19 protein-coding genes are annotated in these 23418 nt (G+C 39.2%); 3 read left to right on the forward strand and 16 right to left on the reverse strand.

What is annotated here, in order from left to right:
• Nucleotides 1–64: 64 nt before the first annotated feature.
• From CHB66_RS05270 to CHB66_RS05305, 8 genes are all read right to left on the reverse strand, one after another.
• Nucleotides 65–3307, reverse strand: a complete 3243-nt coding sequence (locus tag CHB66_RS05270; RefSeq protein ID WP_170932435.1) for a S41 family peptidase — start codon at nt 3305–3307, stop codon at nt 65–67.
• Between the two features lie 312 nt (nt 3308–3619).
• Nucleotides 3620–4588 carry a transketolase family protein gene (locus CHB66_RS05275; protein WP_089238724.1) on the reverse strand — a complete coding sequence of 323 codons (969 nt, stop codon included), beginning with the start codon at nt 4586–4588 and terminating at the stop codon, nt 3620–3622.
• Between the two features lie 12 nt (nt 4589–4600).
• Nucleotides 4601–5452 carry a transketolase gene (locus CHB66_RS05280; RefSeq protein WP_089238726.1) on the reverse strand — a complete coding sequence of 284 codons (852 nt, stop codon included), beginning with the start codon at nt 5450–5452 and terminating at the stop codon, nt 4601–4603.
• A gap of 15 nt (nt 5453–5467) precedes the next feature.
• The gene (gene bcp, locus CHB66_RS05285; protein WP_089238728.1) at nt 5468–5917 is read right to left on the reverse strand and encodes a thioredoxin-dependent thiol peroxidase; all 450 of its coding nucleotides are present in this window, start codon (nt 5915–5917) and stop codon (nt 5468–5470) included.
• Between the two features lie 24 nt (nt 5918–5941).
• Nucleotides 5942–7801 carry a M23 family metallopeptidase gene (locus tag CHB66_RS05290; RefSeq protein WP_089238730.1) on the reverse strand — a complete coding sequence of 620 codons (1860 nt, stop codon included), beginning with the start codon at nt 7799–7801 and terminating at the stop codon, nt 5942–5944.
• On the reverse strand, nt 7788–8399 hold the full coding sequence (locus tag CHB66_RS05295; protein ID WP_089238732.1) for a fumarylacetoacetate hydrolase family protein: 612 nt from the start codon (nt 8397–8399) through the stop codon (nt 7788–7790). Before CHB66_RS05295 ends, CHB66_RS05290 begins: the two co-directional genes overlap by 14 nt.
• Before the next feature lie 117 nt (nt 8400–8516).
• Nucleotides 8517–10106, reverse strand: coding sequence for an NAD(P)/FAD-dependent oxidoreductase (locus CHB66_RS05300; protein WP_089238734.1), 1590 nt, complete (start codon nt 10104–10106; stop codon nt 8517–8519).
• Nucleotides 10107–10269: 163 nt separating this feature from the next.
• Nucleotides 10270–11238, reverse strand: a complete 969-nt coding sequence (locus tag CHB66_RS05305; RefSeq protein ID WP_089238736.1) for a tryptophan 2,3-dioxygenase family protein — start codon at nt 11236–11238, stop codon at nt 10270–10272.
• 120 nt (nt 11239–11358) lie between these two features.
• On the opposite strand from CHB66_RS05305, the gene CHB66_RS05310 reads away from it, so the two are divergent.
• The gene (locus CHB66_RS05310; protein WP_089238738.1) at nt 11359–12567 is read left to right on the forward strand and encodes an acyl-CoA dehydrogenase family protein; all 1209 of its coding nucleotides are present in this window, start codon (nt 11359–11361) and stop codon (nt 12565–12567) included.
• Nucleotides 12568–12775: 208 nt separating this feature from the next.
• Here the strand turns inward: CHB66_RS05310 and CHB66_RS05315 are convergent, their stop codons facing one another.
• Complete coding sequence (locus CHB66_RS05315; protein WP_089238740.1) at nt 12776–13033, reverse strand: YtxH domain-containing protein; 258 nt, start codon at nt 13031–13033, stop codon at nt 12776–12778.
• A gap of 120 nt (nt 13034–13153) precedes the next feature.
• A complete protein-coding gene (locus CHB66_RS05320) occupies nt 13154–14245 on the reverse strand; it encodes a DUF1573 domain-containing protein (RefSeq protein WP_089238742.1) in 1092 nt (363 codons plus the stop codon).
• A gap of 71 nt (nt 14246–14316) precedes the next feature.
• On the opposite strand from CHB66_RS05320, the gene trpS reads away from it, so the two are divergent.
• Nucleotides 14317–15288, forward strand: coding sequence for a tryptophan--tRNA ligase (trpS, locus tag CHB66_RS05325; protein ID WP_089238744.1), 972 nt, complete (start codon nt 14317–14319; stop codon nt 15286–15288).
• Between the two features lie 135 nt (nt 15289–15423).
• Here trpS and CHB66_RS05330 read toward each other — a convergent pair whose 3' ends face one another.
• Entirely contained in the window at nt 15424–15846 is a 423-nt protein-coding gene (locus CHB66_RS05330) for a hypothetical protein (protein WP_089238746.1), read from the reverse strand.
• A gap of 253 nt (nt 15847–16099) precedes the next feature.
• Between CHB66_RS05330 and CHB66_RS05335 the strand changes: the two genes are divergently transcribed.
• Complete coding sequence (locus tag CHB66_RS05335) at nt 16100–16750, forward strand: fasciclin domain-containing protein (RefSeq protein ID WP_089238748.1); 651 nt, start codon at nt 16100–16102, stop codon at nt 16748–16750.
• Nucleotides 16751–16934: 184 nt separating this feature from the next.
• Here the strand turns inward: CHB66_RS05335 and CHB66_RS05340 are convergent, their stop codons facing one another.
• The 5 genes from CHB66_RS05340 to CHB66_RS05360 form a co-directional block, all read right to left on the reverse strand.
• Complete coding sequence (locus tag CHB66_RS05340; protein WP_089238750.1) at nt 16935–18614, reverse strand: AMP-binding protein; 1680 nt, start codon at nt 18612–18614, stop codon at nt 16935–16937.
• A gap of 193 nt (nt 18615–18807) precedes the next feature.
• Nucleotides 18808–19965: an acyl-CoA dehydrogenase family protein gene (locus tag CHB66_RS05345; RefSeq protein WP_089238752.1), complete on the reverse strand. Its 1158-nt coding sequence runs from the start codon at nt 19963–19965 to the stop codon at nt 18808–18810.
• Nucleotides 19966–20234: 269 nt separating this feature from the next.
• Complete coding sequence (locus tag CHB66_RS05350; RefSeq protein ID WP_089238754.1) at nt 20235–21773, reverse strand: M20/M25/M40 family metallo-hydrolase; 1539 nt, start codon at nt 21771–21773, stop codon at nt 20235–20237.
• Between the two features lie 150 nt (nt 21774–21923).
• Nucleotides 21924–22517 (reverse strand): DUF3244 domain-containing protein, encoded by a 594-nt coding sequence (locus CHB66_RS05355; protein WP_170932436.1) that lies wholly within the window; start codon nt 22515–22517, stop codon nt 21924–21926.
• 382 nt (nt 22518–22899) lie between these two features.
• The gene (locus tag CHB66_RS05360) at nt 22900–23415 is read right to left on the reverse strand and encodes an acyl-CoA thioesterase (protein ID WP_089238758.1); all 516 of its coding nucleotides are present in this window, start codon (nt 23413–23415) and stop codon (nt 22900–22902) included.
• Nucleotides 23416–23418: the final 3 nt, after the last annotated feature.

A 23418-nucleotide genomic window follows, 5' to 3' on the forward strand; every position in this document is an offset into this window, starting at 1 on the left:
ATAGAATTAAAAAAATCCAGCCTATAAATTGACTGGATTTTTTTAATTTAAAAGACTAGATATTTTAATTCTTTTTTTCGGGTCTAAAGTACCTAACTGGAGCTTTTGGCTCAGGTTTGAGCTCTATAGATTCGGTCTCCATCAGCTTCAAAGCTTCTTGAACAGCTCTTTCTAATTGCGGATCACGACCTTCGATTACATCCTTTGGTGTCTGTTCGACTTGGATATCTGGCGCTACACCTACAGCTTCCACCGCCCACTCTCCATCCACGTCGAAGAATCCTCCTCTTGGAGCAACCATACGGCCACCATCAATAAATGGAGGAGTATCCCAAGTTCCTACTAATCCACCCCAAGTTTGAGTACCTATCAGTGGACCAATTTCCATTTTACTAAAAAGATAAGGTAACAAATCGCCACCTGATCCTGCTCTTTCATTGATCAACATGACCTTAGGCCCCCAGATACCTGCCATTGGTGTTGTAAAAGGTTTTCTATCATTGGCTCGGCTATTGAAATAGCCATGAAGCTGTCTGGCCATGATGTCCACCATGTAATCAGCTGCAGATCCACCACCATTATTTCGTTCGTCGATCACAGCACCCTTCTTATCTTGTTGGGCAAAGTAATACCTGTTGAAGGAGGTGTAGCCTGGTTGACCAGTATTTGGAACATAGACATAGGCCAATTGCCCATTGGACAGCTCGTCCACCTTTCTTCTATTACCCTCTACCCAGTCTATATTTCTAAGTCCACTTTCATTCGCAATGGCTACCACGATGATTGATCGAGCACCTTCAGTATTTGGCTTATCATTTACTTTAAGTTTTACTTGCTTATTGGCCAATCCTTCAAAATAGCTGTAGAAGTTAACTTTTGGATCAATAGTAACTCCATTTACTTCAAGAATATAATCTCCTTCCGAAATTTTCAAACCAGGATGTGCCAATGGAGCAGTTAGATTAGGGTTCCAATTTTCACCAGTATAAATCTTTTTGATCCTGACCTTTCCCTGATGAATTTCATAATCAGCTCCTAGCAGACCAATAGAGACACTTTTTACTGAAGGAAAATCACCTCCTGAGGTGTAGCTATGTCCCACTGCAACTTCACCTCCAAGGATATCGATCACATAATTCATATCAGATCTGTGCCTTACATGATCCACCCATGGCTTGTACCATTCGTAGATTTCATCCCAAGGAGCTCCATGCACATTATCAACATAAAGAAAGTCCCTTTGATATCTCCAACCTTCACGATAGATTTGCTCCCATTCTTCTCTTGGGTTGATCTTAACCTGTAAAGGCGCAAGTGCTTTCAGAGCCCCGTCTCCTGGCTTCTTGCCATTACCATTGGTGTCTACAATGCCCCAATTTCCATTGGCCTGATAAAGCATAGACTTTCTATTCAATGAAACCACTGCATTGCTTACACCAGACATAAATACATCAGACTTTTTATCCTTGAAATTGTATTTATGCAAAGTTAGACCTCTTTGATTGGGAATATTTTCCATGTAGAAAACAGTTTGTTCTGGACCCATCACCAGTGCAGGATAATCTCTAATTGGAATATCCACGGCAACGATTCTATCCCAAAGTCCCTCTTCATCTATGATCACTGTTTTTGTTCCGTTCTTTTTCTCTTCAGTTTTAGCTTCAGATTTTGGTTTCTCTTCATCACTCTCTGGTAGAAATGGAGTGAGGCCATTTTTACTTAAGACAGTCACATACAAGCCTCTTGTCGTAGGCCTATCGTAAGAACTCATGTCTAACCAGCCAGTATTCAATCCAAAATTGGTACTGGCCAAATAATATAGATACTCGCCATTAGCATCCCAAATAGGAGAAATTGCATCTGCCATTCCATCTGTAACTTGAATTTTCTTGCCAGTTTCTATATTATAGACAAAAATTGCCTTGAATTGACTGTCAAGTAATCTTGCATAAGCCACCCATTTGCTATCAGGAGACCATACTGGATTCAAAGACCTATTTGGATGTGCAAATCTATCTGTATCCGCAATCTTAGCAACCCCACTTGCTACATTGACAAACCAAAGATTGTAATCTGTATCCGTATATGCGATGTGCTTACCATCTGGGGACCATTCTGGTTTGAAATAAAAGGTCTTGGTAGGTAGTTCGATTTTCTTTGGTTGGGCCAAACCTTCCTGATCACCAATCATCAAATGATACTCTCCTGACTGATCAGAAAACCAAGCGATCTGCTGACCATCTGGTGACCAAACTGGTGAGCGCTCCGCTATTCGAGAACTTTGAGTTAGATTTCTTGCATCTCCTTTTTCTTTTGGTACGGTGATGATTTCACCTCTATACTCAAATAATGCACGCTGACCAGAAGGCGAAATTGCAGGATTACTTAATCTAGCAGCTGAGACAGACTCCCAGCGCTCTCTCGCCCAGTGGAAATCTCCTCTGACATTGACCTCCAACTGTTTGGTTTGACCATTGGATGGAGTGAGAATGTGCAAATATCCACCTTGTTCGTAAACCACCTCTGATCCATTGGAATCTAGGTTTTTAATGTCAAAATCTGCATGATAAGTTTCTTGCTTTAGTTCCTTTGACTTAGGGTCATAAGACCAGATGTTATTGGCATAGTCTAGTTCAGACAAGAAAAAAACTTTATTACCATGCCAAACAGGCATAGTATGCCTTTCATTATCTGTTTGCGGAGTCATCTCCAAGGAATAATCCTCCATGTTGACTATCCAGATGGGCTTAGCTTGGCCTCCACGATAATTTCTCCATTCAGGATCCCAAAATGCTATTTGCTGATAAGCAATATGCTTAGCATCTGAGGAAAGTCTGCCATTGACAGCACGTGGGATAGGCAGTTCCTTCTCCATACCACCTTCAAAAGGTATCGTATAGAATTTAGATTCCATTGTTGGTACATTGGCTCTTGATGAATTGAAGAGCACTTCTTTACCATCTGGAGTCCAACCTGCTGCAATATCAGGGCCTGGATGCCAGGTCAATCTTTTTGGTTCCCCACCTTCAACAGGCATCACATAGACATCGGTATTACCATCATATTGGGCTGTAAACGCAATATATTTTCCATCAGGGGAAAAATGAGGTCTGTTTTCAGCCCCTTCATTGCTCGTCAGCCTGACGGCATCACCACCAGATTTACCAACTCTCCAAAGATCATTGGCATAGACAAAGACGATATAATCTTTGCTGATAGTAGGCTCCCTAAGTAGCCTAGTTCCTTGAGCTATTGCTAACTCTGATAACAGAATAAGCAAGAGCAAGGGCATGTATTTTTTGATCATATGTATTTTGTTTTTAAGTCTATTTTAAAAATAAGGATATGATTTGGTTCAGAAAAACCTTTAATGGAAAAATAGAATATGATTATCCGCAATGACACCAGAAATTCAATAAAACGAAAGAATCAAGCGGATAATCGTCGACTGATGACGGTCGACCGTCGACAACAGCTGAGTTTTAGGTATGAGTCTAATAAAATATGGTTACTGGTGTGAAAGCGGATATACATAAAATAGAATTATTGAACTATCAAAAAAAATCCTCCAGAAACGAGTCACGCTTCTGGAGGACCAATCAATTTTATAATCTTAAATCTATTTTCTAGCTATAGCCTTTTTCGCTGCCTTTACTATATTCTCAGCATTCAAACCATATTTTTCTAGCAATTCAGTAGGAGTACCTGACTCACCAAAGCTATCATTAACACCCACATACTCCAAAGGAGCTGGATTGTTTCTGATCAATGTTTGTGCGATGCTATCACCAAGTCCACCATTCAACTGATGCTCTTCAGCAGACACCGCACAGCCTGTCTTCTTTACGGAGGCGATGATCGCTGCTTCGTCTAGTGGCTTGATAGTATGGATATTGATCACCTCTGCAGAGATGCCTTCAGCTCTTAGCATGGCTTCAGCGACTACAGCTTCCCATACCAAATGCCCAGTGGCGAATATCGTCACGTCTGTTCCATCGATCATGTGCCAAGCCTTACCGATTTCGAATTTCTGATCAGCAGGTGTGAAGATCGGCCAAGAAGGTCGACCAAATCTCAAGTAAACTGGTCCTTCATGCTCCGCTATCGCCATAGTGGCTGCTTTGGTCTGATTATAATCACAAGGGTTGATCACCGTCATGTGTGGGAGCATTTTCATCATTCCTACATCTTCTAGGATCTGATGCGTTGCCCCATCTTCTCCCAAAGTTAAACCTGCGTGAGAAGCACATATCTTAACATTTTTGTCAGAATAAGCTACTGATTGTCTGATTTGGTCATACACACGTCCCGTGGAGAAATTGGCAAAAGTACCCGTAAAAGGAATCTTACCACCAATCGTCATCCCTGCTGCTAAACCAATCATATTGGCTTCTGCTATTCCTACTTGAAAGAATCTATCAGGAAATTCCTTTTGGAATGCACCCATCTTCAGGGAACCAATCAAATCTGCGCAAAGACCTACTACGTTTGGGTTTTTTCTTCCTGCCTCTAGGAGACCATCACCAAAACCTGAACGTGTATCTTTTTTCTCTGTATATGTATATTTTAAATCTAATGTCTTGTCCATTGTATTCCTCGATTAATAGTCCCCTAAAGTTTCTTCTAATTGACCCAAAGCATTGGCTAACTGCTCGTCACTCGGGGCGATACCATGCCACTTGTGCGTACCGACCATAAAGTCCACACCATAGCCCATCTCGGTATGCAATAGATTCAAGACTGGCTTACCTTTTCCGGCAAGCGATTTTGCTTTTTCCAAACCTGCTAACACCGCTTCCATGTCATTGCCTTCGACTGTCTCGATCACTTCCCAGCCAAATGCTTCCCACTTGGCTTTGAGGTCTTTGAGATCCATCACATCTTTGGTAGGTCCATCGATCTGCTGTCTATTGAAGTCAATGGTTGCGATCAAATTGTCTACACCGTAGTGAGCGCCATACATGGCTGCTTCCCATACCTGACCTTCTTGCTGCTCTCCATCCCCCATCAATACATAGACAAAGCTGTCGTCTTGATTGAGTTTTTTGACTTGTGCAGCACCAAGGGCAGCAGATAAGCCTTGTCCTAGTGATCCTGATGCGATTCTGACGCCTGGAAGATGCTCTTCCGTCGCAGGGTGACCTTGAAGACGGCTATTCAGTTTCCTGAAAGTCTTCAATTCTTCAACAGAGAAATAGCCACTTCTCGCCAATACGGAATACCATACTGGTGAAATGTGTCCATTGGAAAGGAAGAATAGATCCTCTCCTATTCCATCCATGTTGAAGCTGCTGTCATGCTTCATCTGATTGAAATAAAGTGCAACAAAGAACTCCGTACAGCCTAAAGAGGCTCCCGGGTGACCTGACTGCACCGCATGCACCATACGGAGGATGTCACGTCTGACTTGGCTTGAGATTTTTGTAAGTTGTGCTAAAGGTTGTTTTTCCATTGGTTTGGAATATTGTTATTTGAGAATTTGATTCGTGTGTTCTTTGGTTTTCACTTTGTCGATGATTTCAGCGATTTTACCTTGTTCGTCAATGATGAAGGTAGTACGTGCTGTTCCCATGTACTTTTTACCATACATGGATTTCTCTACCCAGGTGCCATAGGCTTCATGGACAGATTTGTCTTCATCCGCGATCAGGGAAAATGGCAATTCTTGTTTTTCAATAAATTTCTGGTGAGACTTCGCAGAATCTGAGCTGATGCCCAAAATGACAAAACCTGCTTTTTGTAAGGCTTCGTAATTATCTCTCAAGTTGCAGGCTTGTGCAGTACAGCCTGGCGTATTATCTTTGGGATAAAAATACAGGACAACCTTTTTCCCTTTGAAATCAGAAAGTTTAATAGGGTTGCCATTTTGGTCGATAGATTCAAAATCTGGAGCTACATTTCCTACTTCTAGTGACATAGTTTTTGTTTTTTAAGGTTAAGTTTATTGGATTATACCGGTCCAGGTGGCTTCATTGCCTGCCATGTCCCTTACCCTCAATAAAACCTCTCCTTTGAAAGGTTGTTTATCTAATTTTTCAGACCAGATGACAGCCTGCTTGTGTTCGTAGCGCATCATCACCCAATCTCCATTGATAAATGCCTCAAAATCCCGAATTCCTGACTTTTCATCACTGATTCGAAATCTGATTTCGCTGGCATTCACACGTATGGGGAGGATTCTTGGAGGTATTTCATCGCTATCCAGGACAAAAGTACCAAAATTTCTGGTTTTAAACTGAATATCATCGCCTTCCCAAGTACCACCCACAAAATTTTTCCTTCCATTACCCGCAACAGCATAGACATGAAGTCGACTCTTGTCTGGCTTGGATGCTGCCTGATGGATTTTAATGTCCAAATTTTGCTGAAGATAATCTCCTGAGGGGTTGATACTTAGTGAGAAATCATTTTCCCTTCGCTGCAACTTGTACCTCAAAAACAAGTCATCCAACAGGGTATCGTCCGAAAAACCTAAAGTAACATCGCCATCTGTGAAAATCAACTCCTCGGCAAAGGGAATCTTGCTGATTATCTCAGGATTGACTAGCTCTGTACACAGATCTATTGAATCGGGAATGGCAAAATCCATATTCCAGAGGTATATCCTTCTTCCATTCTCTTCATAAGCTGGGGCGATTTCCATAATGCGCTCACCTGCATATACCTTGGCCAAACTACCCACTTGGGACAATTTGGTATCAATCACCATCACTTCTCTTTGATAAGTAATCTTAGTGGACGCATTGTTTGAAGTAGCTGTATAATACTGATTATCTTTTACTTCACCAACAACATTTAAAGTTAAAATTCGGGTGTTACCAAAGAAATCCTTCATGTTGACTTGCAACTTTTTAGCCTGTCCATCCATAGCGCTGATTAGGCCTTTGCTGACGGTATCTACTTCATAGAGTTGCATTGGATTGTTCGGGTATGGATAAAGTCTGACAAAGCGATTTTGATGCGTATGGGTCAAAAAGAACCTACCTTTATTGAAGTCAATATGATCTACATCGATTCTGAAAATAGGTTTATCCTCTTCTAGCAATTCATAGATTGGTATACCAAAAATATTACTCACACCATCTTGCCTATCTATCGCATAGACCTCTAGACCTACTTTCCCTGTGATTTTAATCTCATTGGGCAGCACATAGCGTCCTCCTTCCAATATGGGCGTAAATTCCTGACGCTCAAATTTGCCATTGACCCGCGATTCAAAATCCATTGGGCGAAGCGCTATACGGTATAAGATAGGAGGTGTATTATCCAGCACCTCTTTGTTAAATCCGAACTTCAAGGGTTCAATGGCTCTATCCAAACTATCGCGAATTTCAAAGTGTAGATGTGGACCTCCCGAACTTCCTGTGTTACCACCATATCCTATAACTTCACCTCTTTTTACACTCAAGGTATTTTCATCAAGATATACCTCAAGCTCATTTTTCTGCACAGCATACATTTCCTGCTTCATGCGCTCCATGATTTTGGGAGAGAATTTTTGCAAATGTGCATAGACAGAAGACTGCCCATTTGGATGCTTCACATACAGCACATTCCCATATCCGAAAGAAGAAATCTTTACTCTGTAAACATAACCGTCTGCAATGGATAAAATAGGTTCTCCATCTACTCCACCAATCTTAATATCTATACCACTGTGAAAATGATTGGGCCTGATTTCGCTAAAATTACCCGAAAGGAAGTTTCTTTGTCCAGGTTTGACCGGAAAGAGATAACCCTGAGCGAATAAAGAACCGCTGAGAAGACAAAAAAGAAGAAGAAATAGCTTATTTAACTTCAAAGTCCAGTAGTTTTTGTCCTTCTATAAATGCTTCTAATCGATCTCCAATATTGACTTTCCCTACTCCTGCGGGTGTACCTGTGAAGATCAGATCTCCTTTTTTCAGTGTAAAAAACTGCGAGACATATTCTATAATTACTGCGAAGTCAAATAGCATCATGGAAGTATTACCTTTTTGACGCAGCTCTCCATTGATCAGCAGGTGGAAATTGAGATCATTGAAGTCTTTGATTTCAGAAGTGGATAAAAATTCTCCAACGGGAGCAGAACCATTAAATGCTTTGGCGATTTCCCAAGGTAGTCCTTTGGCCTTGCATTGATCCTGTAGGTCTCTTGCGGTGAAATCGATACCGATACCGATTTCTTCAAAATACCTATGAGCAAACTCCCTTTTGATGTATTTGCCTTCCTTATTGATTTTCAAAACCAATTCCACTTCATGGTGGATATTTTCCGAAAAGTCAGGGTGGAAAAAAGGCATGTTATTTTTCAATAACGCCGTGTCAGGCTTCAAAAATACGACGGGAGCTGTTGGTCTTTCGTTTTTGAGCTCTTCAATATGCTCTGCATAATTTCTGCCAATTGCAATGATCTTCATGGGTATAGTTTACTTTATTGATGTCTTATTCCCTGAATGAATTCTAAAGATAATCAGAGATTTTTAATATTAAGTGTATTATTTACATTTATTTATTTTATTGATCATAAATACATATCAATGTAAATTATTCCTTACATACATTTCAATCAGATGTTCTGCACATCTTTCTCCATCCATAGCCGCCGATACAATTCCTCCTGCATATCCAGCCCCTTCTGCGCATGGATAGAGCCTTTTGATGATAGGATGCTCAAAAGTCTCCTTGATTCTTGGAATTCTCACTGGAGAAGAAGTTCTACTTTCTACCCCTATCAACTGAGATTCATTGGTGCAATAACCTTTCATTTTTTTTCCAAAAGCCTGAAATGCATCTACTAAGCGATTAGAAATGAAGTCTGGAAGCACTTCATGCATATCCGCTGACAGCAGACCTGGCTGGTAAGAAGTATCCAAAAGCGAACTGCTAGATTTTCTATTGACAAAGTCCAACATGCGTTGTGCTGGAGCTACTTGTGTTTTACCGCCTATTTCCCAAGCCTTCTTTTCCACGTCAGCTTGGAACATCATAGCTGCCAATGGGCCATATTTAACATATTGAGGTAAGTCTTCTAGTTCTACAGCAGCCACAATTCCCGAATTAGCGAATTTACTATCTCTTCTGCTTGGACTCATACCATTGACTACCAATTCACCCGGTGAGGTAGCGGCAGGTACGATAAAACCTCCAGGGCACATGCAAAAAGAGAAAACCCCTCTTTGCTTTCCTTTATAATAAGTTTGCTGTACTAAGGCATAGCTAGAAGCTGGAAGATAAGGTCCTCGATCCAGCTCACAATGATATTGAATCTGATCAATCAGGTTTTGGCTGTGTTCTATCCTTACACCAAGGGCAAAAGGTTTGGCTTCTATCAGTATATTTTTAGCATGCAAAAGGTGAAAAATATCTCTAGCTGAATGACCTGTAGCTAAAATAACACCCAGTCCTTTGATTTGCTCTCCATCCTGCGTAATTACACCAACCATTTCATTGTCCTTCAGGATAAAGTCAACTACTTTGGTATTGAAAAGGACTTCCCCTCCTGCTTGGATGATAGATTCTCGGAGTTCGGTGACAATTTTAGGAAGTTTATTGGTACCAATGTGCGGGTGTGCATCCACCAAGATCTCTTCTGTAGCACCATGAGAGACAAAAATCTCCATGATTCTCCTGATATCTCCTCTTTTCTTGGAGCGGGTATAGAGCTTTCCATCTGAATAGGTTCCCGCACCTCCTTCACCAAAACAATAGTTGGATTCCGGATTGACAATATGGTCTTTATTGATTGCAGCAAGATCTCTTCTCCTTGCTCTAACATCTTTACCTCTTTCTATTAGGATTGGTTTTACGCCAAGTTCAATAGCTCTTAATGCTGCAAATAATCCAGCAGGACCTGCACCTACGATTATGATTTGATCAGCGTTTTTGACATTTTGGTAAGCTTTTGGAGTAGACAAAAGCGGAGTCGAAGGCTCGTCAATAAATGCCTCTGCGGTCACATTTACTTTAACTTGCCTGCCACGTGCATCTATCGATCGCTTGACTTGCCTAGCTTTAAATTGATGTTGCTCGGTTTTAATTCCGAGTCTTTTGGCAACTACCTCCTGAAAGACCTGCTCGTCATAAGCCTCCTTCGGGCTGAGTTGTAAGTTTAATTCTTTTTTCATTGTAAGGTATTTATCCTTAAAAGGTGAATTGGTTATAGGTTGATTGAGTTCTCCGAGGCCTCTCAAGGTGGATTATAAGATTGGAAGATTGTGGGCTTTTTATGGAATTGTTGGGTTAATTGTTAAGGTAAAGGCTGATTCTTCCTCCTTTCCTCTTTTTCCTTTAACCTCTTCCCTCTTCTCCAAAGATCTCTTTCACAACCCAGCCTTTACCCCATTCTTCTTTTTCTTGATCTGTCCAAAGTTCGGGATAGAAGATTACTTTTTGAAATCGTGGGGGTAAATACTTTTGCCAGTTGGTGCCTCCAGTAGCTGCAATATCTACAGGATCTCTTTGCAAATACCTCACTGCAGATTTGTAATGTGCCAATGGCCAGAAGACATTAGCTTTGAGGTCTAGACTTTTCATTAATTCTAACAAAGCCTTATCTTTTCCTTCACATTGCTGATACTTCTGCCAAATATTTTTTTGCTTATAATTATGAATCAATTCCTTCAACTCTTTCCCATATTTGGACTCAAAAGTCTTGAGGGTAAGTGTTTTCTCACCAGTAGCCAACTCAATGGCACCTTGTTGCCAATACAAATGATCAAATAAAACTTCAACATCTGCGTTTGAACTGGTAGTAGCCCTCTTTTCTACATGGAGGAGATTGACCACATCAGCAGACATGATTTCAATAACACGGTATTGCGCACTTTGGAAACCTGATGAAGGCAGTAAAGACATTCTAAATCTGAGAAATTGCTCTCTTTCCATTCCCTTCCACATCACTGCAAAAGAGGAGATCAAATGATCAAAATACATGATCACCCTTTCTAACCTTTCTTTAAAAAATTCGGCTGAGATCTTTTCCTGATCTGCGATTTGTTCAAGTTCCCAGATGATCAATTTGAAATATAATTCTGTGATTTGATGGTAAATGATAAAAATCTTTTCGTCCTTAAATGAAGTCTTGGGTTGTTGCAAAGAGAGTAAGACATCCAAATTGATATAATCCCAATAAGTCAAATAATCTGAGTAAAGTAATCCTTCCAAATAAGAAGACAAATCTTGGCCTGATGCTTTGAATTTCTCTTGAAGTAGCTCTATTTTCTCTAAAATGTCTTTTTGGCTTGAGGCTGGGTTCATGTGCTAAAATTTTATCGAATAAGGTAGTTTTTTAACCTGCTTCTTATTTATTTCAAGGCAGGAATTGATCATCATAGTACAACAAAATTCCACTTTAATTGGCAATAAACCAAAACAGATATGAATCCAAATCAAACGAGTATTAAATCCGGTAAACAAGACATGTTTGAAGGAGTAGATTTTTACGGAGTAGATGACCTTCTGTCAGAGGAGCATCTACTGATTCGCACATCTATTAGAGATTTCGTAAAAAAAGAAATCAGCCCATTCATTGAAGATTGGGCACAAAATGCACATTTTCCATACGAAATAGTTAAGAAATTTGGTGATGTTGGAGCCTTTGGTCCACAGATTCCCTCCGAGTATGGAGGAGGTGGATTGGATTACATTGCTTATGGCTTGATCATGCAAGAGATCGAAAGAGGTGATTCTGGCATGCGAAGCACAGCCTCTGTTCAGGGTTCTTTGGTGATGTACCCAATCTATAAATTTGGCTCAGAAGCGCAGAAACAAAAATACCTACCAAAATTAGCCTCTGGTGAAATGTTGGGTTGCTTTGGGCTAACAGAACCTGACCACGGTTCAAATCCAAGTGGGATGACTACCAACTTCAAGGATATGGGAGATCATTATCTATTGAATGGTGCCAAGATGTGGATTTCCAACTCACCCAAAGCTGATATTGCAGTCGTTTGGGCAAAAAATGAAGAAGGAAGAATTCACGGATTGATCGTAGAAAGAGGTATGGAGGGTTTCTCAACCCCTGAGACACACAACAAATGGTCCCTTAGGGCATCTTGTACCGGAGAACTGGTATTTGACAATGTGAAAGTTCCAAAGGAAAATCTGCTTCCTGGTAAATCTGGCCTGGGTGCACCGATGATGTGTTTAGATTCTGCTAGATATGGCATCGCATGGGGAGCCGTGGGTGCAGCAATGGATTGTTATGATTCAGCTAGAAGATATGCTCTGGAAAGGATACAGTTTGATAAACCAATAGGTTCTTTTCAATTAATACAAAAAAAATTGGCAGAAATGCTTTCTGAAATCACCAAAGCACAATTACTTAATTGGAAATTGGGCAAAATGATGAATGAAGGAAAGGCTACAACTGCCCAGATTTCATTGGCTAAGCGCAACAATGTGGCCATGGCTTTGGACATCGCTCGAGAAGCAAGGCAAATTCATGGTGGCATGGGTATCACTGGAGAGTATCCAATGATGCGTCACATGATGAACTTGGAGTCTGTTGTTACTTATGAAGGCACGCATGATATTCACTTACTGATTCTCGGGCATGCGATTACGGGGATAGCGGCTTTTAAGTAGGAGACAACTTAAGATAAAAGACGTTAGACATAAGACGTAAGATTTAAGACAGAGTCTTTGCAAATAATAAAAAGAATCTTAATAAGAAGAATCTTATTTACCTTTGAGGTTTTTGAAACCTCAAAGGTCTTTATAGTTTAAGAGAAATACATACAAAAAAAGGTGTCTTTTTTAAAAGACACCTCCATAAAAACTTTTTAATTCGATTTTACTTTGTCAATTTCTCAGCTTCGGCTTTCGCCTTCTTAGCCAACTTATCAACTTCCTTACCAGCTTCTGATACTTTGCTATTAAGACTATCGATAAACTCATTGACTTTACCATTCACATCATCAAGATAAGCACTTCCTTTCTTGCCTAATTTTTTTCTTGTATTGACACCCTTATCAGGAGCAATCAAAATACCAACCTGTACACCGACTGCAGCACCAAGTAGTGCTCCTAAAAGAAATTTTGTAGAACTCATATCATTATTTGTTTTGAGTGAAAAGAAAATTAAAAGCGGTCTGCAAGATCTTTTTCCTGCTAAATGACCATATTAAAACAAACGAAAACTATGCCACAAAGTTCCTTGTCTAGCATTTCTTTATTTGATGGTACTTTTCACTACGATAGTTCTCACAGGGTTGACGGGGTCATTGGAAAAAATCGTAATATGCTTATGATCTATCCCTCTCCTACCATTAGGATCGAAAGTAAATTCTAAGTCTGTTGATTCATTGGGTTGAATAAGTAAAGACTCCAAATTGATCAATACACAATCACAATTACCCACTACCTTCCTGATTTGTAATGGTTCGGCTCCTTGATTGGTTAGTTTGATCTTCCTTTTGATGATTTGATTGGCTCGGATATCCTTGAGATCAATGTCTACTTCTTGAATCCCCAATCGCGGAACTACTTGCACCATACTCTTTGGAATGGGTTCAAAATACTCAAAAATATTTGCCAGCAATTTAATTGAAATTGGTTCATCCTTCCCTTCAAAATTCAAAATCAAGTCATCTGATACAAAACCAAAATCAGCCCTAACAGCTCCATCATAAAAAATTTCAATTAAGCCTCTTTGATCTGGGCCTATTACTTCTGGGAATAAGCTCAAATCAGTAAAATCACTGTTTTCAGCATTTGATACCAGTCTGAGACTATCGACTCCGAAATTATAAATCTCCACCAATTTTTTCTTTGGTTCATTGGTGTAAACATTCCCCATATTGATAGCTGGGAGTCTAAAGCCAACATTGTTTACTTGGTGTGCATAAGCAGCTATCAAATCATCTGGAAAGGGAATATTATTCCCTTGAAGGTAAAGCGTATCTCCATAGATGTCTTGGTTAGCTCTGACCACAATCAACTTCGTAAAGGGACCTCCCCTATGGTCAGGCTCATAACTGATCTTTATACTTCCTACTTTACTCTGAAGAATAGTATCCTGAGAAAACTCCACTGTGGCACAACCACAATCTGTGATCACATCAGAAATCAGGATCAGTGAATCTGTTTGATTCAACCCCAAAAACTCCACTTCGATTTTCCCATTTTCCTCGAAAACTGTTCCTATATCTATTGTTCTATTTTCCCAAAACAAAAGCTGACGCTCAATCACCTGTGCTTCAATGGGCAATCCATTGATCAGTAAGAAGAAAGCGAAAAGCAGATAAAACTTATGTGTATTCATGGAGGCAAATAACGGCAAAATTCACACGAATTGTACCCATATTTATTTAATTTGCGCCAAAATTCTTAGAAATGGCTAGAGTATTGACAGGTATACAAAGTTCGGGCAGGCCTCACCTAGGCAATATACTCGGGGCAATCGTCCCTGCTATCGAACTCACAAAAAAAGAAAAAGGAGAGTCTTTTATATTTATTGCTGATTTTCATTCTCTCACTACCATCAAAGATGGAGCGCTGAGAAAGGAAAACACCTTGGCAGTAGCAGCAGCTTGGTTAGCTTTTGGCTTGGATATTTCCAAAACAGTTTTTTATAGACAGTCACAAATTCCCGAAGTTGCTGAGTTGACCTGGTATTTGAGCTGCTTCACTCCTTTTCCTATGTTGGCTAATGCTCATAGCTTCAAAGATAAGTCTGATAGGCTAGCGGATGTAAATGCTGGACTTTTTACTTATCCAGTATTGATGGCTGCGGATATTTTGCTCTACAGTGCCAATTTGGTCCCTGTCGGAAAAGATCAATTGCAACATTTGGAAATTACCAGAGACATTGCGAGCACGGTAAATAGGCAATTAGAAGCAGAAATATTTACCATTCCAGAAGCTAGAATTAGTGAATCTGTGATGATCATTCCTGGGACCGATGGCCAAAAGATGAGCAAGTCTTATAATAATTACATAGATATCTTTCTTCCAGAAAAGCAATTGAAGAAAAATATCAATAGCATCGTCACAGACAGCACACCTCTAGAGGAGCCAAAAGACCCTGATACATGTAATGTCTATAAGTTGTATAGCTTGATAACAGATGAAAAGGCTACTTTGGCATTAAGAGAAAAATACCTTGCTGGTAATTTTGGTTATGGTCATGCTAAGAAGGAGTTTCTAGACCTAATCCTCAGCAAATATCAAAAAGAAAGAGAAGCTTTCGATTATTACATGTCCAATCCAAAAGAATTGGAAGCGAAATTGGCAGCAGGTGAAGCTAAGGCTAGAACTGAAGCCCAAAAAATCTTAAGGCAAATTAGGGAGAAATTAGGTTTCTAATCAATAATGCCTGAAGTAAATCGCTTCAGGCATTATTTATTTGGTGAAGGTTTACAATTGATTAACTATTGAATGACCCTTCACTAATCACAAATTAACTCAATTACTGTTATCCAAATAACCTAATAACTAAACCTATCTAGCTCTCCAAAGATCTTTAAGAGAAACACCATTGATCTGCATAACAAATCTCGTAGGGTTAGGAATGATTACGATTCTTACATCTTGGTTTTCAAATTGATCGGACTCTACGGGAACTCCTTGAGGACCCTTTACCTCGTAAGAGATCACACCATTTGCATCTGGTAACATAGGCACGTAAGCGTTAGCCAAATAAGCAGATGGTAACAACACATCATTGTCAGACTGAAGCAATTTGTATATTTTCTCTAATTCGGCTTCTAATTCATCTCCATACTCTTCATTGAAATCGTCTTCCAAATCATGAAGTTCTTCTTCAATATCATCGTAGCGCTCATCTGCATAAGTGATTTTACTCAACTCAATTCTTTTCTCCACTATGGCGGTGAGGTCTTGGTCTAATTTCTTTAAATCCATTGATAATTCTTGTTTTCCAATTAAAATACGAAGGTATTGATTCTGATTAGCGTTTCCAAAGATTGAGCGGATTAAGGATAATCTTGTGACTGAAACACATTGAAGTTATCAAATTATTTACTTTTTTAAGTAAATCTCCCTAAAAACAAAGGATAATTTGGTGTTTTCACAAAATATTTTGATGAAATATTTTTTGAAATGCATTTTTGTATTATCTTTCATCAGTTTTATTACTATCAAATCCATTTGAATAATGCACAACACCCTAACCAAAAGACTCAGAGCCGGGATGGCTTTGGTCTTTGCCGCTGTGATTGCGGTCACGTTCTCCTGTACATCAGTTGAAGAACAACCTACACTAGATGAAAATGCACTTTTTAAGAAGGCATTTTTGGAAGAACTAGAAAACCTCCAATTCCCAACTGATCCAAATGCCAGGGCCGGAAATGCTATGCCTTCCTTGCAGGTGACATTGGCAGCTCTAAGAGCGACTGATAATTGGGTTCCCGCCGTAAAAGACAGAGCAACGGTATTTATAGCAACTGATGAGGCCTATAAATCTTTAGAGATAACCCCAAGAAATGTAAACCAAAACCTTGATTTGGTAATGGCCGCCATTGGTAATCAAGTGATCTCTGGAAAGAAATTTTCGGGTAATCAATTACTCGAAATTCAAGGTGAAGCAAATTTACTTTCAATGATCCCAATTAATCCAGAAGATCTTAATCCGATTTATTTAGATACAAAACTCTTCGTATTAGAAGGAGGTGAAGGTAAATATATCCTGAAAGATTCTTTTGGTCAAACTGCTAACATCATCAGAACAGATTTCAAAGCAACAAAAAGTGTGACTCACTTCATTGACAAGGTATTATTTCCTTTTCCTGAAAGTTCCGAAGAGTAAACTTGAATAAATTTGCAAAAAGCCCAGTGGATATTTCCAACTGGGCTTTTTTATTTTCAAGAATACGCATATCCGATGTCCAATCGAACAATAATATTAATATGTATAACAACTTTTATACTGATATCCCCTTAAACTTAGTTTAAGTGTTGCTGTTGACCGTTGACCGTTGACTGTTGGCAGCTTACATCAAAGTCTTCTCGTGATTTTCTTTGATCTTTCTTCTTAATATCTTCCCTACATTGGTCTTGGGTAGCTCGTCAGCAAAATAGACTTCACGAGGTACTTTATAATTGGTCAGGTTTTCCTTGGTATAAGTGATGATTTCTTCTTCTGTGATGGATTTATCTTTAGGTACCACATAGGCCACCACTTTTTCTGTAGACTTATCATCTGGCATGCCTATTACTCCTACTTCCAATACTTTTGGATGCGAAGCGATTACATTTTCTACTTCATTCGGATAGACATTGAATCCAGAGACAAGGATCATTTCCTTCTTCCGATCTACGATTTTCACAAATCCATCTTCGTCAATAACTGCAATATCACCAGTCTTGAACCAATCTCCATCCATGACTTTCTCGGTCTCGTCAGGTCTATTCCAATAGCCCTTCATGACTTGAGGTCCTTGAATACACAATTCCCCCTTTTCACCAACTCCCAAGACTTTTCCATCATCATCTATGACCTTGACATTGGTGTGTGGAAGAGGAACACCAATGGTTCCAATTCTCTCTGTACCATCTATCGCATTGCAAGTCGCTACAGGAGAGGTCTCCGTTAACCCATAACCCTCTGCAAGTGGAGTGCCAGTCACTTTTTGCCATTTTTCTGCTGTAGCTTTTTGTACAGCCATTCCTCCTCCTACAGCGATCTTCAGAGAAGAAAAATCAAGCTTAGTGAATGCATCTTGATTTAATAATCCATTGAAAAGTGTATTTACGCCAGTGAATACAGTGAATTTATGCTTGGACAATTCTTTGATGAATCCAGGCATATCTCTTGGATTGGTGATCAATACATTGTGAGCGCCAATCTTCATCATTGCAAGACAATTTACAGTCAAAGCAAAAATATGATACAGTGGCAGAGCTGTGATGACTATTTCCTCTCTTTCTTTTAGCTTAGGTTTCATCCATGCCGAGATCTGTTGCATATTGGCTACGATATTACCGTGAGTCAATTCTGCACCTTTGGATACGCCTGTGGTACCACCTGTATACTGTAAATAAGCTGCATCTCCCAAGGTCATTTCTTCTCTTTTGAAACTTGCAGGATTGGCTGCTGACATGACTTGCTTCCATTTGATTGCTTTTGGCAAGTTAAAGGCAGGCACCATTTTTTTGATGTACTTTACTACAAAATTCACAATACCACCTTTTAAGCCTCCAAGCATATCTCCTAGTTCTGTAACTATGACATGTTTTGCAGAGATGTCCTTTTGAATTTTTTCTAAATTAAAAGCAAAATTGGCCAGTATCACAATTGCATCAGCGCCAGCATCATTGAACTGATGCTTCATTTCGCTGGCTGTATACAGTGGATTGGTATTCACCACCACCATACCCGCTCTCAATATACCAAACATGGCTACAGGATATTGTAGACAATTTGGCATTTGAATGGCCACGCGATCACCTTTTTTCATCTTCAGATTGTTCTGAAGATAAGCTGCAAAGGTTTTTGAAAGTTGGTCAACTTCATTGAATGTAATGGTCTTGCCCATGCATTCATAAGCAATTGAATTACCATATTTTTTGACACTTTCTTCAAAGAGATCTACAACTGAGGAATAGGCTTTGACATCAATATCCTTATCAACTGCTGAAGGATAAAATTTGTACCAAGGAAAATCTTGCATAAGTTATCTTATATTTTGGGTCAATGAATGATTAAAACATTTCAACCTAGATTATGCATCAGGGTTCGAAATAGAAACTCAAATGCATATTTTGGGTTTAACTACTAAATATAAAAGAATTATGCTTCTCAGAAAAAATTAAAGCCACTTTGCAACAAACAAAGTGGCTTTTTCATAGCTAAATCTATATTGATCAACTCAAGATCTTTCTAGCGATTAATTCTTTCATAATTTCATTGGTGCCAGCATAGATACGCTGCACACGAGCATCAGCGTAAGCCCTAGCTACTGGATATTCCCACATATACCCATACCCACCATGCAGTTGTACACATTCGTCCGCTACTTCACATTGTAATTCTGTCATTGTGTATTTGGCAGCAGAGGCCATTGCAGAATCTACTTTTTTATCATTGTGCAAGAGCACCAATTGATCCATGTAGATCCTGGCCATTTCTAATTTGGCAGACATTTCTGCCAATTTGAATCTGGTATTTTGAAAGTCCGCAACCGTCTTACCGAATGCAGGTCTTTGCTTCACATAATCAATCGTCGCTTGATAGGTACTCTCTGCCAATGCCAAGGCTGCAAGGGCTACCACCAACCGTTCTTGCGCAAGTTCTGTCATCAAGTATTTGAAACCCTCTCCAACTTTACCAAGAAGATTTTCCTTAGGGACTTTCACATCTTCGAAAAACAATTCACAGGTATCTTGAGCATGCAAACCAACTTTTTCGAAAGGAACCCCCTTACTGAATCCCTCCATGGTAGTATCTACCAAAAACAAACTGATACCTTTTGCACCTAAGCTCGAGTCTGTCTTGGCTGCAACCACGACCAAATCACAAAGATAGCCGTTGGTGATAAAAGTTTTGGAACCATTGATCAAGTAATGATCTCCCATATCTTGTGCAGTGGCCTTGATATTTTGTAAATCACTTCCGGCACCAGGCTCGGTCATGGCGACAGCCGAGATTATCTCTCCAGAAATCATCTCAGGAATGTATTTGCTTTTAGCAGTCTCTGTTCCATAGTGATGAACGTACGGGAATACAATCTCGCTATGCAAAGGATAACCGATCGCAGGCCCAGAACATCCACTTAATCCAAGTTCTTCAATAAATAAGGCAGCATACCTGAAATCTTCAATACCCATACCTCCAAACTCTTCTGGAGCAGAGAGACATAAAAAACCGTTTTCACCTAATCCTTTCCAAGACTCTTTGGATACCATTTTATTTTTTTCCCACTCTGCATTACGGGGAGTGATTTCTTTGGCTATGTAATCTCTTACAGACTGTCTGAACATTTCATGTTCTTCAGTAAATATCGTTCTTGGCAATCCTTGCATGTTATTATTGGGTTAATTCTGATTCAATTCAAAAGCGAGTTCGAATATACCAATATTCTAAGCTCCTACAAATAGTAATCACTTTTAGAATATTTTGTTTCATCAATAAAAATAACTCCAAACCAAATTTTCAACCATTGCAAAAGATTTCTCCTAATTAACATGAAGTGAAATTTGAATTTGCAATTATGGAATTTGAAAAAAATTGAGTTTTGAAAAACCCTACAAATACAAAAGCGGGAGATTTTTCAACCTCCCGCTTTTGTTTTTTAATTCCAAGGCTTCCTTGGTAATTTTTGGTCTCTTTGTGCTGTATTGTAGACCATTGCTGCTACTATAATTGCAGCCTGAGTCATATCACCTTGTTGCATTCTTTCATATAGATCCATATTGGTATGGTATCCTCTACCATAGTCGATTGGATCTTGTATAAACTGAAAGCCAGGTACCCCCACAGCATCAAATGCTACGTGATCTGTAGAGCCGGTATTTCTTCTAGTAATGGTTTTTGCTCCCATTTCATGAAAGGGCTCAAACCATTTTTCAAATACGGGAACCAATTGATCATTTCCTTCCAAATAAATGCCTCTGATTTTTCCAGAACCATTATCTACATTGTAATAAGCAGAAATTTTATCCCACTCACCTTTTTTATCTTTGGTCTGTCTATCTGCTACGTACTTCTGTACATATCCTCTAGAACCATAAAGCCCTTGCTCTTCCTCACCCCAAAGCGCAATTCTAATAGTTCTTTTTGGCTGCACGCCAAGAGTTTTTAATATTCTGATAGCTTCCATCATCACAGCTACACCAGCAGCGTTATCATTAGCACCAGTCCCTGCGTGCCAGCTATCCAAATGTGCACCAAGCATCACTAATTCAGGCTTAAGCGTTTTATCGGTACCTGGGATTTCGGCCAATACATTATAACCTTTGTAATCATCATCTAGCCATTCCACTTCAATTTCAGCATCGATGGTAACTTTATGACCATTCTTGATCAATCTCTCAATTCTTCCAAAATGCTCCAATGCGATCTCCATTTCTGGCATCGTTTTTCTCTTGTCTGTACTGTAAGAACCTGCTCTAGTATGGAATACAGTTCCGAAGTTACCTCTAGTACCCGTAAGTCTAAGGGCAATTCCTTCTTCCATCAAAAACTCATTTACTTTTGCATCCAAGGCTCTTGCTACTCTCATTTGCTCCAATTGCTGTGGAGTCCATCTTGCTCCACCGCCACCACCAATAGAAATTACTTTTCTAGCTTCAAGTTCTTCATCAGTAAGCCTTCTCGCTTCTGCTTCAAAAGCTGGGGAAGTAGATAATGTAGTTGGTACAATGATCACTTTACCTGCTAGCTTACCTTTGTATTTTTCAAGATCAGCTTCCGACTGAATATCTACCAAAACTACTTCTGAAGATACCAGCCCATTTGTTCCGTCTGTCCAAGCCTTTGGATGGCCAATGATAGATGCATAGTAAGGGTCTTTCATGGCTATGTAAGATTTCTTCACGTCCCATCCTCTACCAAAATCTCCGTAAGAGTCAATGCGTACATTTTCTAATCCCCACTCTTTAAATTTGTCTGCTGTCCACTGACGTGCTCTTCTTAGGTTAGTTGAGCCAGAAAGTCTAGGGCCCATTAAGTCAGTAAGATGAAAAGAAAGGTCTTGAATTTGAGAATTTCTCAAACCTTCATTTTTGATTTTGTACATCATTTCTAGGTCTATTTGCTCCTGTGCTATAGAAGTAGATGACCATACAAATAATGCTAATACAAGTAATGAAAATTGGTGTTTTAGCCTCATTGCTGATTAATTTTTGATTTATACTGGGATTGTTTTTGAATAATTGAATTTCAAAAATGTAAAAAAAATCACCATCAAAATAACCGTCAGTGTAAAAAAATTAAACAAAAAAGGTCTCGGATGACTCCAAGACCTTATTTTGGGTGGCAGTTAAAAATACAGATTCTTTTGTCTTCCCTTGATGTCAGTAACTTCCATTACGATAGCCTTAGGGTTGATGTCTTTGAGGTGATAAACCTTTTGAAAACCTTCGTTTTCATTGATTCTCTCTTGGAATAGCGTCCTTCCAAATTGATTCTTTATTTTCACATCAACTCCTGGCTCTTCTAATCCGAATACGGTCAATTTCACCCTATTTCCTTCTACCATTTTACCTGATGCCATCAATGGTAAGGCAATAGGCTGATCTGCTTCTTTGGTTGCGACTTTGTAGACAGCCTTTCCAACAACACTTTTCTTTTCCAAACTTGCAACTTCAACTGTGTAATTACCAGCAGGCAAGTTAGAAAGGTCGAAGGGAACTCGAGTGGAAGTTTTCAGGAAGAGTGTCTGAGCATGAAGTCTTTTGCCTTTTTCATCTTCAATGACTAAGCGAACTTTCCCAAGAGACTCGTCAAGTGAAACCATAATTGATTTCTCAGTAACTTTTACATGTGAAGCAGCTTTTACATTCATGGTACCTTCTTTTGCAAAGCCACTTGTTACTAAACTAAGGGCTAGTGCGAGTGTGAATAGTGTTTTCATAATAGTTATCATTTATTGGTTTTGTTTGTCGGTAAAGCATAGCCATGTTCTGTACCAATAAATTTTCAAACATTGCAATGAAGGGAGGATTCGAGTAAGCAAGCAATAAAAAATTGGATTCAAAAATAAAATTCCGAGCTATCAAATAACCATAAAACTGTTTCATTTTCTAGTCAATTTGTTGTCCAACTGTACACATTTGATACAAAAAATCACAACCAAGCTTAATTTTTAACTTTTTAAAAGGTTGCATTCAAAAGTTTAAAAATTTGAAAATAATTATTTAAAAAAATTTTATTTGCTATGACCTAAATCTAACATGAAAAAAACCTGTCCATAATTGAACAGGTTTTTTCTCAAAATGATCAATTCCGAATAAACTTTACACACCTTGTAATCTGATTTTCAGTTGCTTTACTCTTTCAGAAATACTCAAATTAGCAATGTCAAAATTCTCGGAGGTAGCTTTGAGGAATTCTAAGACTGCACCACTATGGTCGGTAGATTTCCCTTCTTTGACTGTCACGTAGCGCATGGTAGTCCACAATAAAGTCTTCAACTCCTTTTGAGTATCATCTGTCATGTAATACTCTACCACTACAGTATTGTGATTGTGCCAAAGGATACGGCTTCTAATTCTTACCCATTCACCTACTTTTGCCGGTCTTACATAGGAGATGTTATGATTGTAAACTACCCAAGCTGCTTTGTATTTTTGGATAAAATCTATCATTTCAACTCCATACAATTTTGGAACTTGATCTTCTCTGGCATTGAAGAAATAATCAAAATACTTCGCATTATTCAAATGCTGCAAAGGATCACAATCTTGAAAGCGGATTACTACCCTACTTTCTGTTTCTTTTGGGTAATGCTTTTCTGGATTATACTCAAACATTTC

Source organism: Belliella buryatensis, from assembly GCF_900188245.1.
GTDB classification, from domain to species: domain Bacteria; phylum Bacteroidota; class Bacteroidia; order Cytophagales; family Cyclobacteriaceae; genus Belliella; species Belliella buryatensis.

What these genes read in the sequence shown, in the direction of transcription:
- CHB66_RS05270 (WP_170932435.1), bottom strand. Translation starts at nt 3,307, where the DNA reads ATGATCAAAAAATACATGCCCTTGCTCTTGCTTATTCTGTTATCAGAG.
- CHB66_RS05275 (WP_089238724.1), bottom strand. Translation starts at nt 4,588, where the DNA reads ATGGACAAGACATTAGATTTAAAATATACATATACAGAGAAAAAAGAT.
- CHB66_RS05280 (WP_089238726.1), bottom strand. Translation starts at nt 5,452, where the DNA reads ATGGAAAAACAACCTTTAGCACAACTTACAAAAATCTCAAGCCAAGTC.
- bcp (WP_089238728.1), bottom strand. Translation starts at nt 5,917, where the DNA reads ATGTCACTAGAAGTAGGAAATGTAGCTCCAGATTTTGAATCTATCGAC.
- CHB66_RS05295 (WP_089238732.1), bottom strand. Translation starts at nt 8,399, where the DNA reads ATGAAGATCATTGCAATTGGCAGAAATTATGCAGAGCATATTGAAGAG.
- CHB66_RS05300 (WP_089238734.1), bottom strand. Translation starts at nt 10,106, where the DNA reads ATGAAAAAAGAATTAAACTTACAACTCAGCCCGAAGGAGGCTTATGAC.
- CHB66_RS05305 (WP_089238736.1), bottom strand. Translation starts at nt 11,238, where the DNA reads ATGAACCCAGCCTCAAGCCAAAAAGACATTTTAGAGAAAATAGAGCTA.
- CHB66_RS05310 (WP_089238738.1), top strand. Translation starts at nt 11,359, where the DNA reads ATGAATCCAAATCAAACGAGTATTAAATCCGGTAAACAAGACATGTTT.
- CHB66_RS05315 (WP_089238740.1), bottom strand. Translation starts at nt 13,033, where the DNA reads ATGAGTTCTACAAAATTTCTTTTAGGAGCACTACTTGGTGCTGCAGTC.
- CHB66_RS05320 (WP_089238742.1), bottom strand. Translation starts at nt 14,245, where the DNA reads ATGAATACACATAAGTTTTATCTGCTTTTCGCTTTCTTCTTACTGATC.
- trpS (WP_089238744.1), top strand. Translation starts at nt 14,317, where the DNA reads ATGGCTAGAGTATTGACAGGTATACAAAGTTCGGGCAGGCCTCACCTA.
- CHB66_RS05330 (WP_089238746.1), bottom strand. Translation starts at nt 15,846, where the DNA reads ATGGATTTAAAGAAATTAGACCAAGACCTCACCGCCATAGTGGAGAAA.
- CHB66_RS05335 (WP_089238748.1), top strand. Translation starts at nt 16,100, where the DNA reads ATGCACAACACCCTAACCAAAAGACTCAGAGCCGGGATGGCTTTGGTC.
- CHB66_RS05340 (WP_089238750.1), bottom strand. Translation starts at nt 18,614, where the DNA reads ATGCAAGATTTTCCTTGGTACAAATTTTATCCTTCAGCAGTTGATAAG.
- CHB66_RS05345 (WP_089238752.1), bottom strand. Translation starts at nt 19,965, where the DNA reads ATGCAAGGATTGCCAAGAACGATATTTACTGAAGAACATGAAATGTTC.
- CHB66_RS05350 (WP_089238754.1), bottom strand. Translation starts at nt 21,773, where the DNA reads ATGAGGCTAAAACACCAATTTTCATTACTTGTATTAGCATTATTTGTA.
- CHB66_RS05355 (WP_170932436.1), bottom strand. Translation starts at nt 22,517, where the DNA reads ATGAAAACACTATTCACACTCGCACTAGCCCTTAGTTTAGTAACAAGT.
- CHB66_RS05360 (WP_089238758.1), bottom strand. Translation starts at nt 23,415, where the DNA reads ATGTTTGAGTATAATCCAGAAAAGCATTACCCAAAAGAAACAGAAAGT.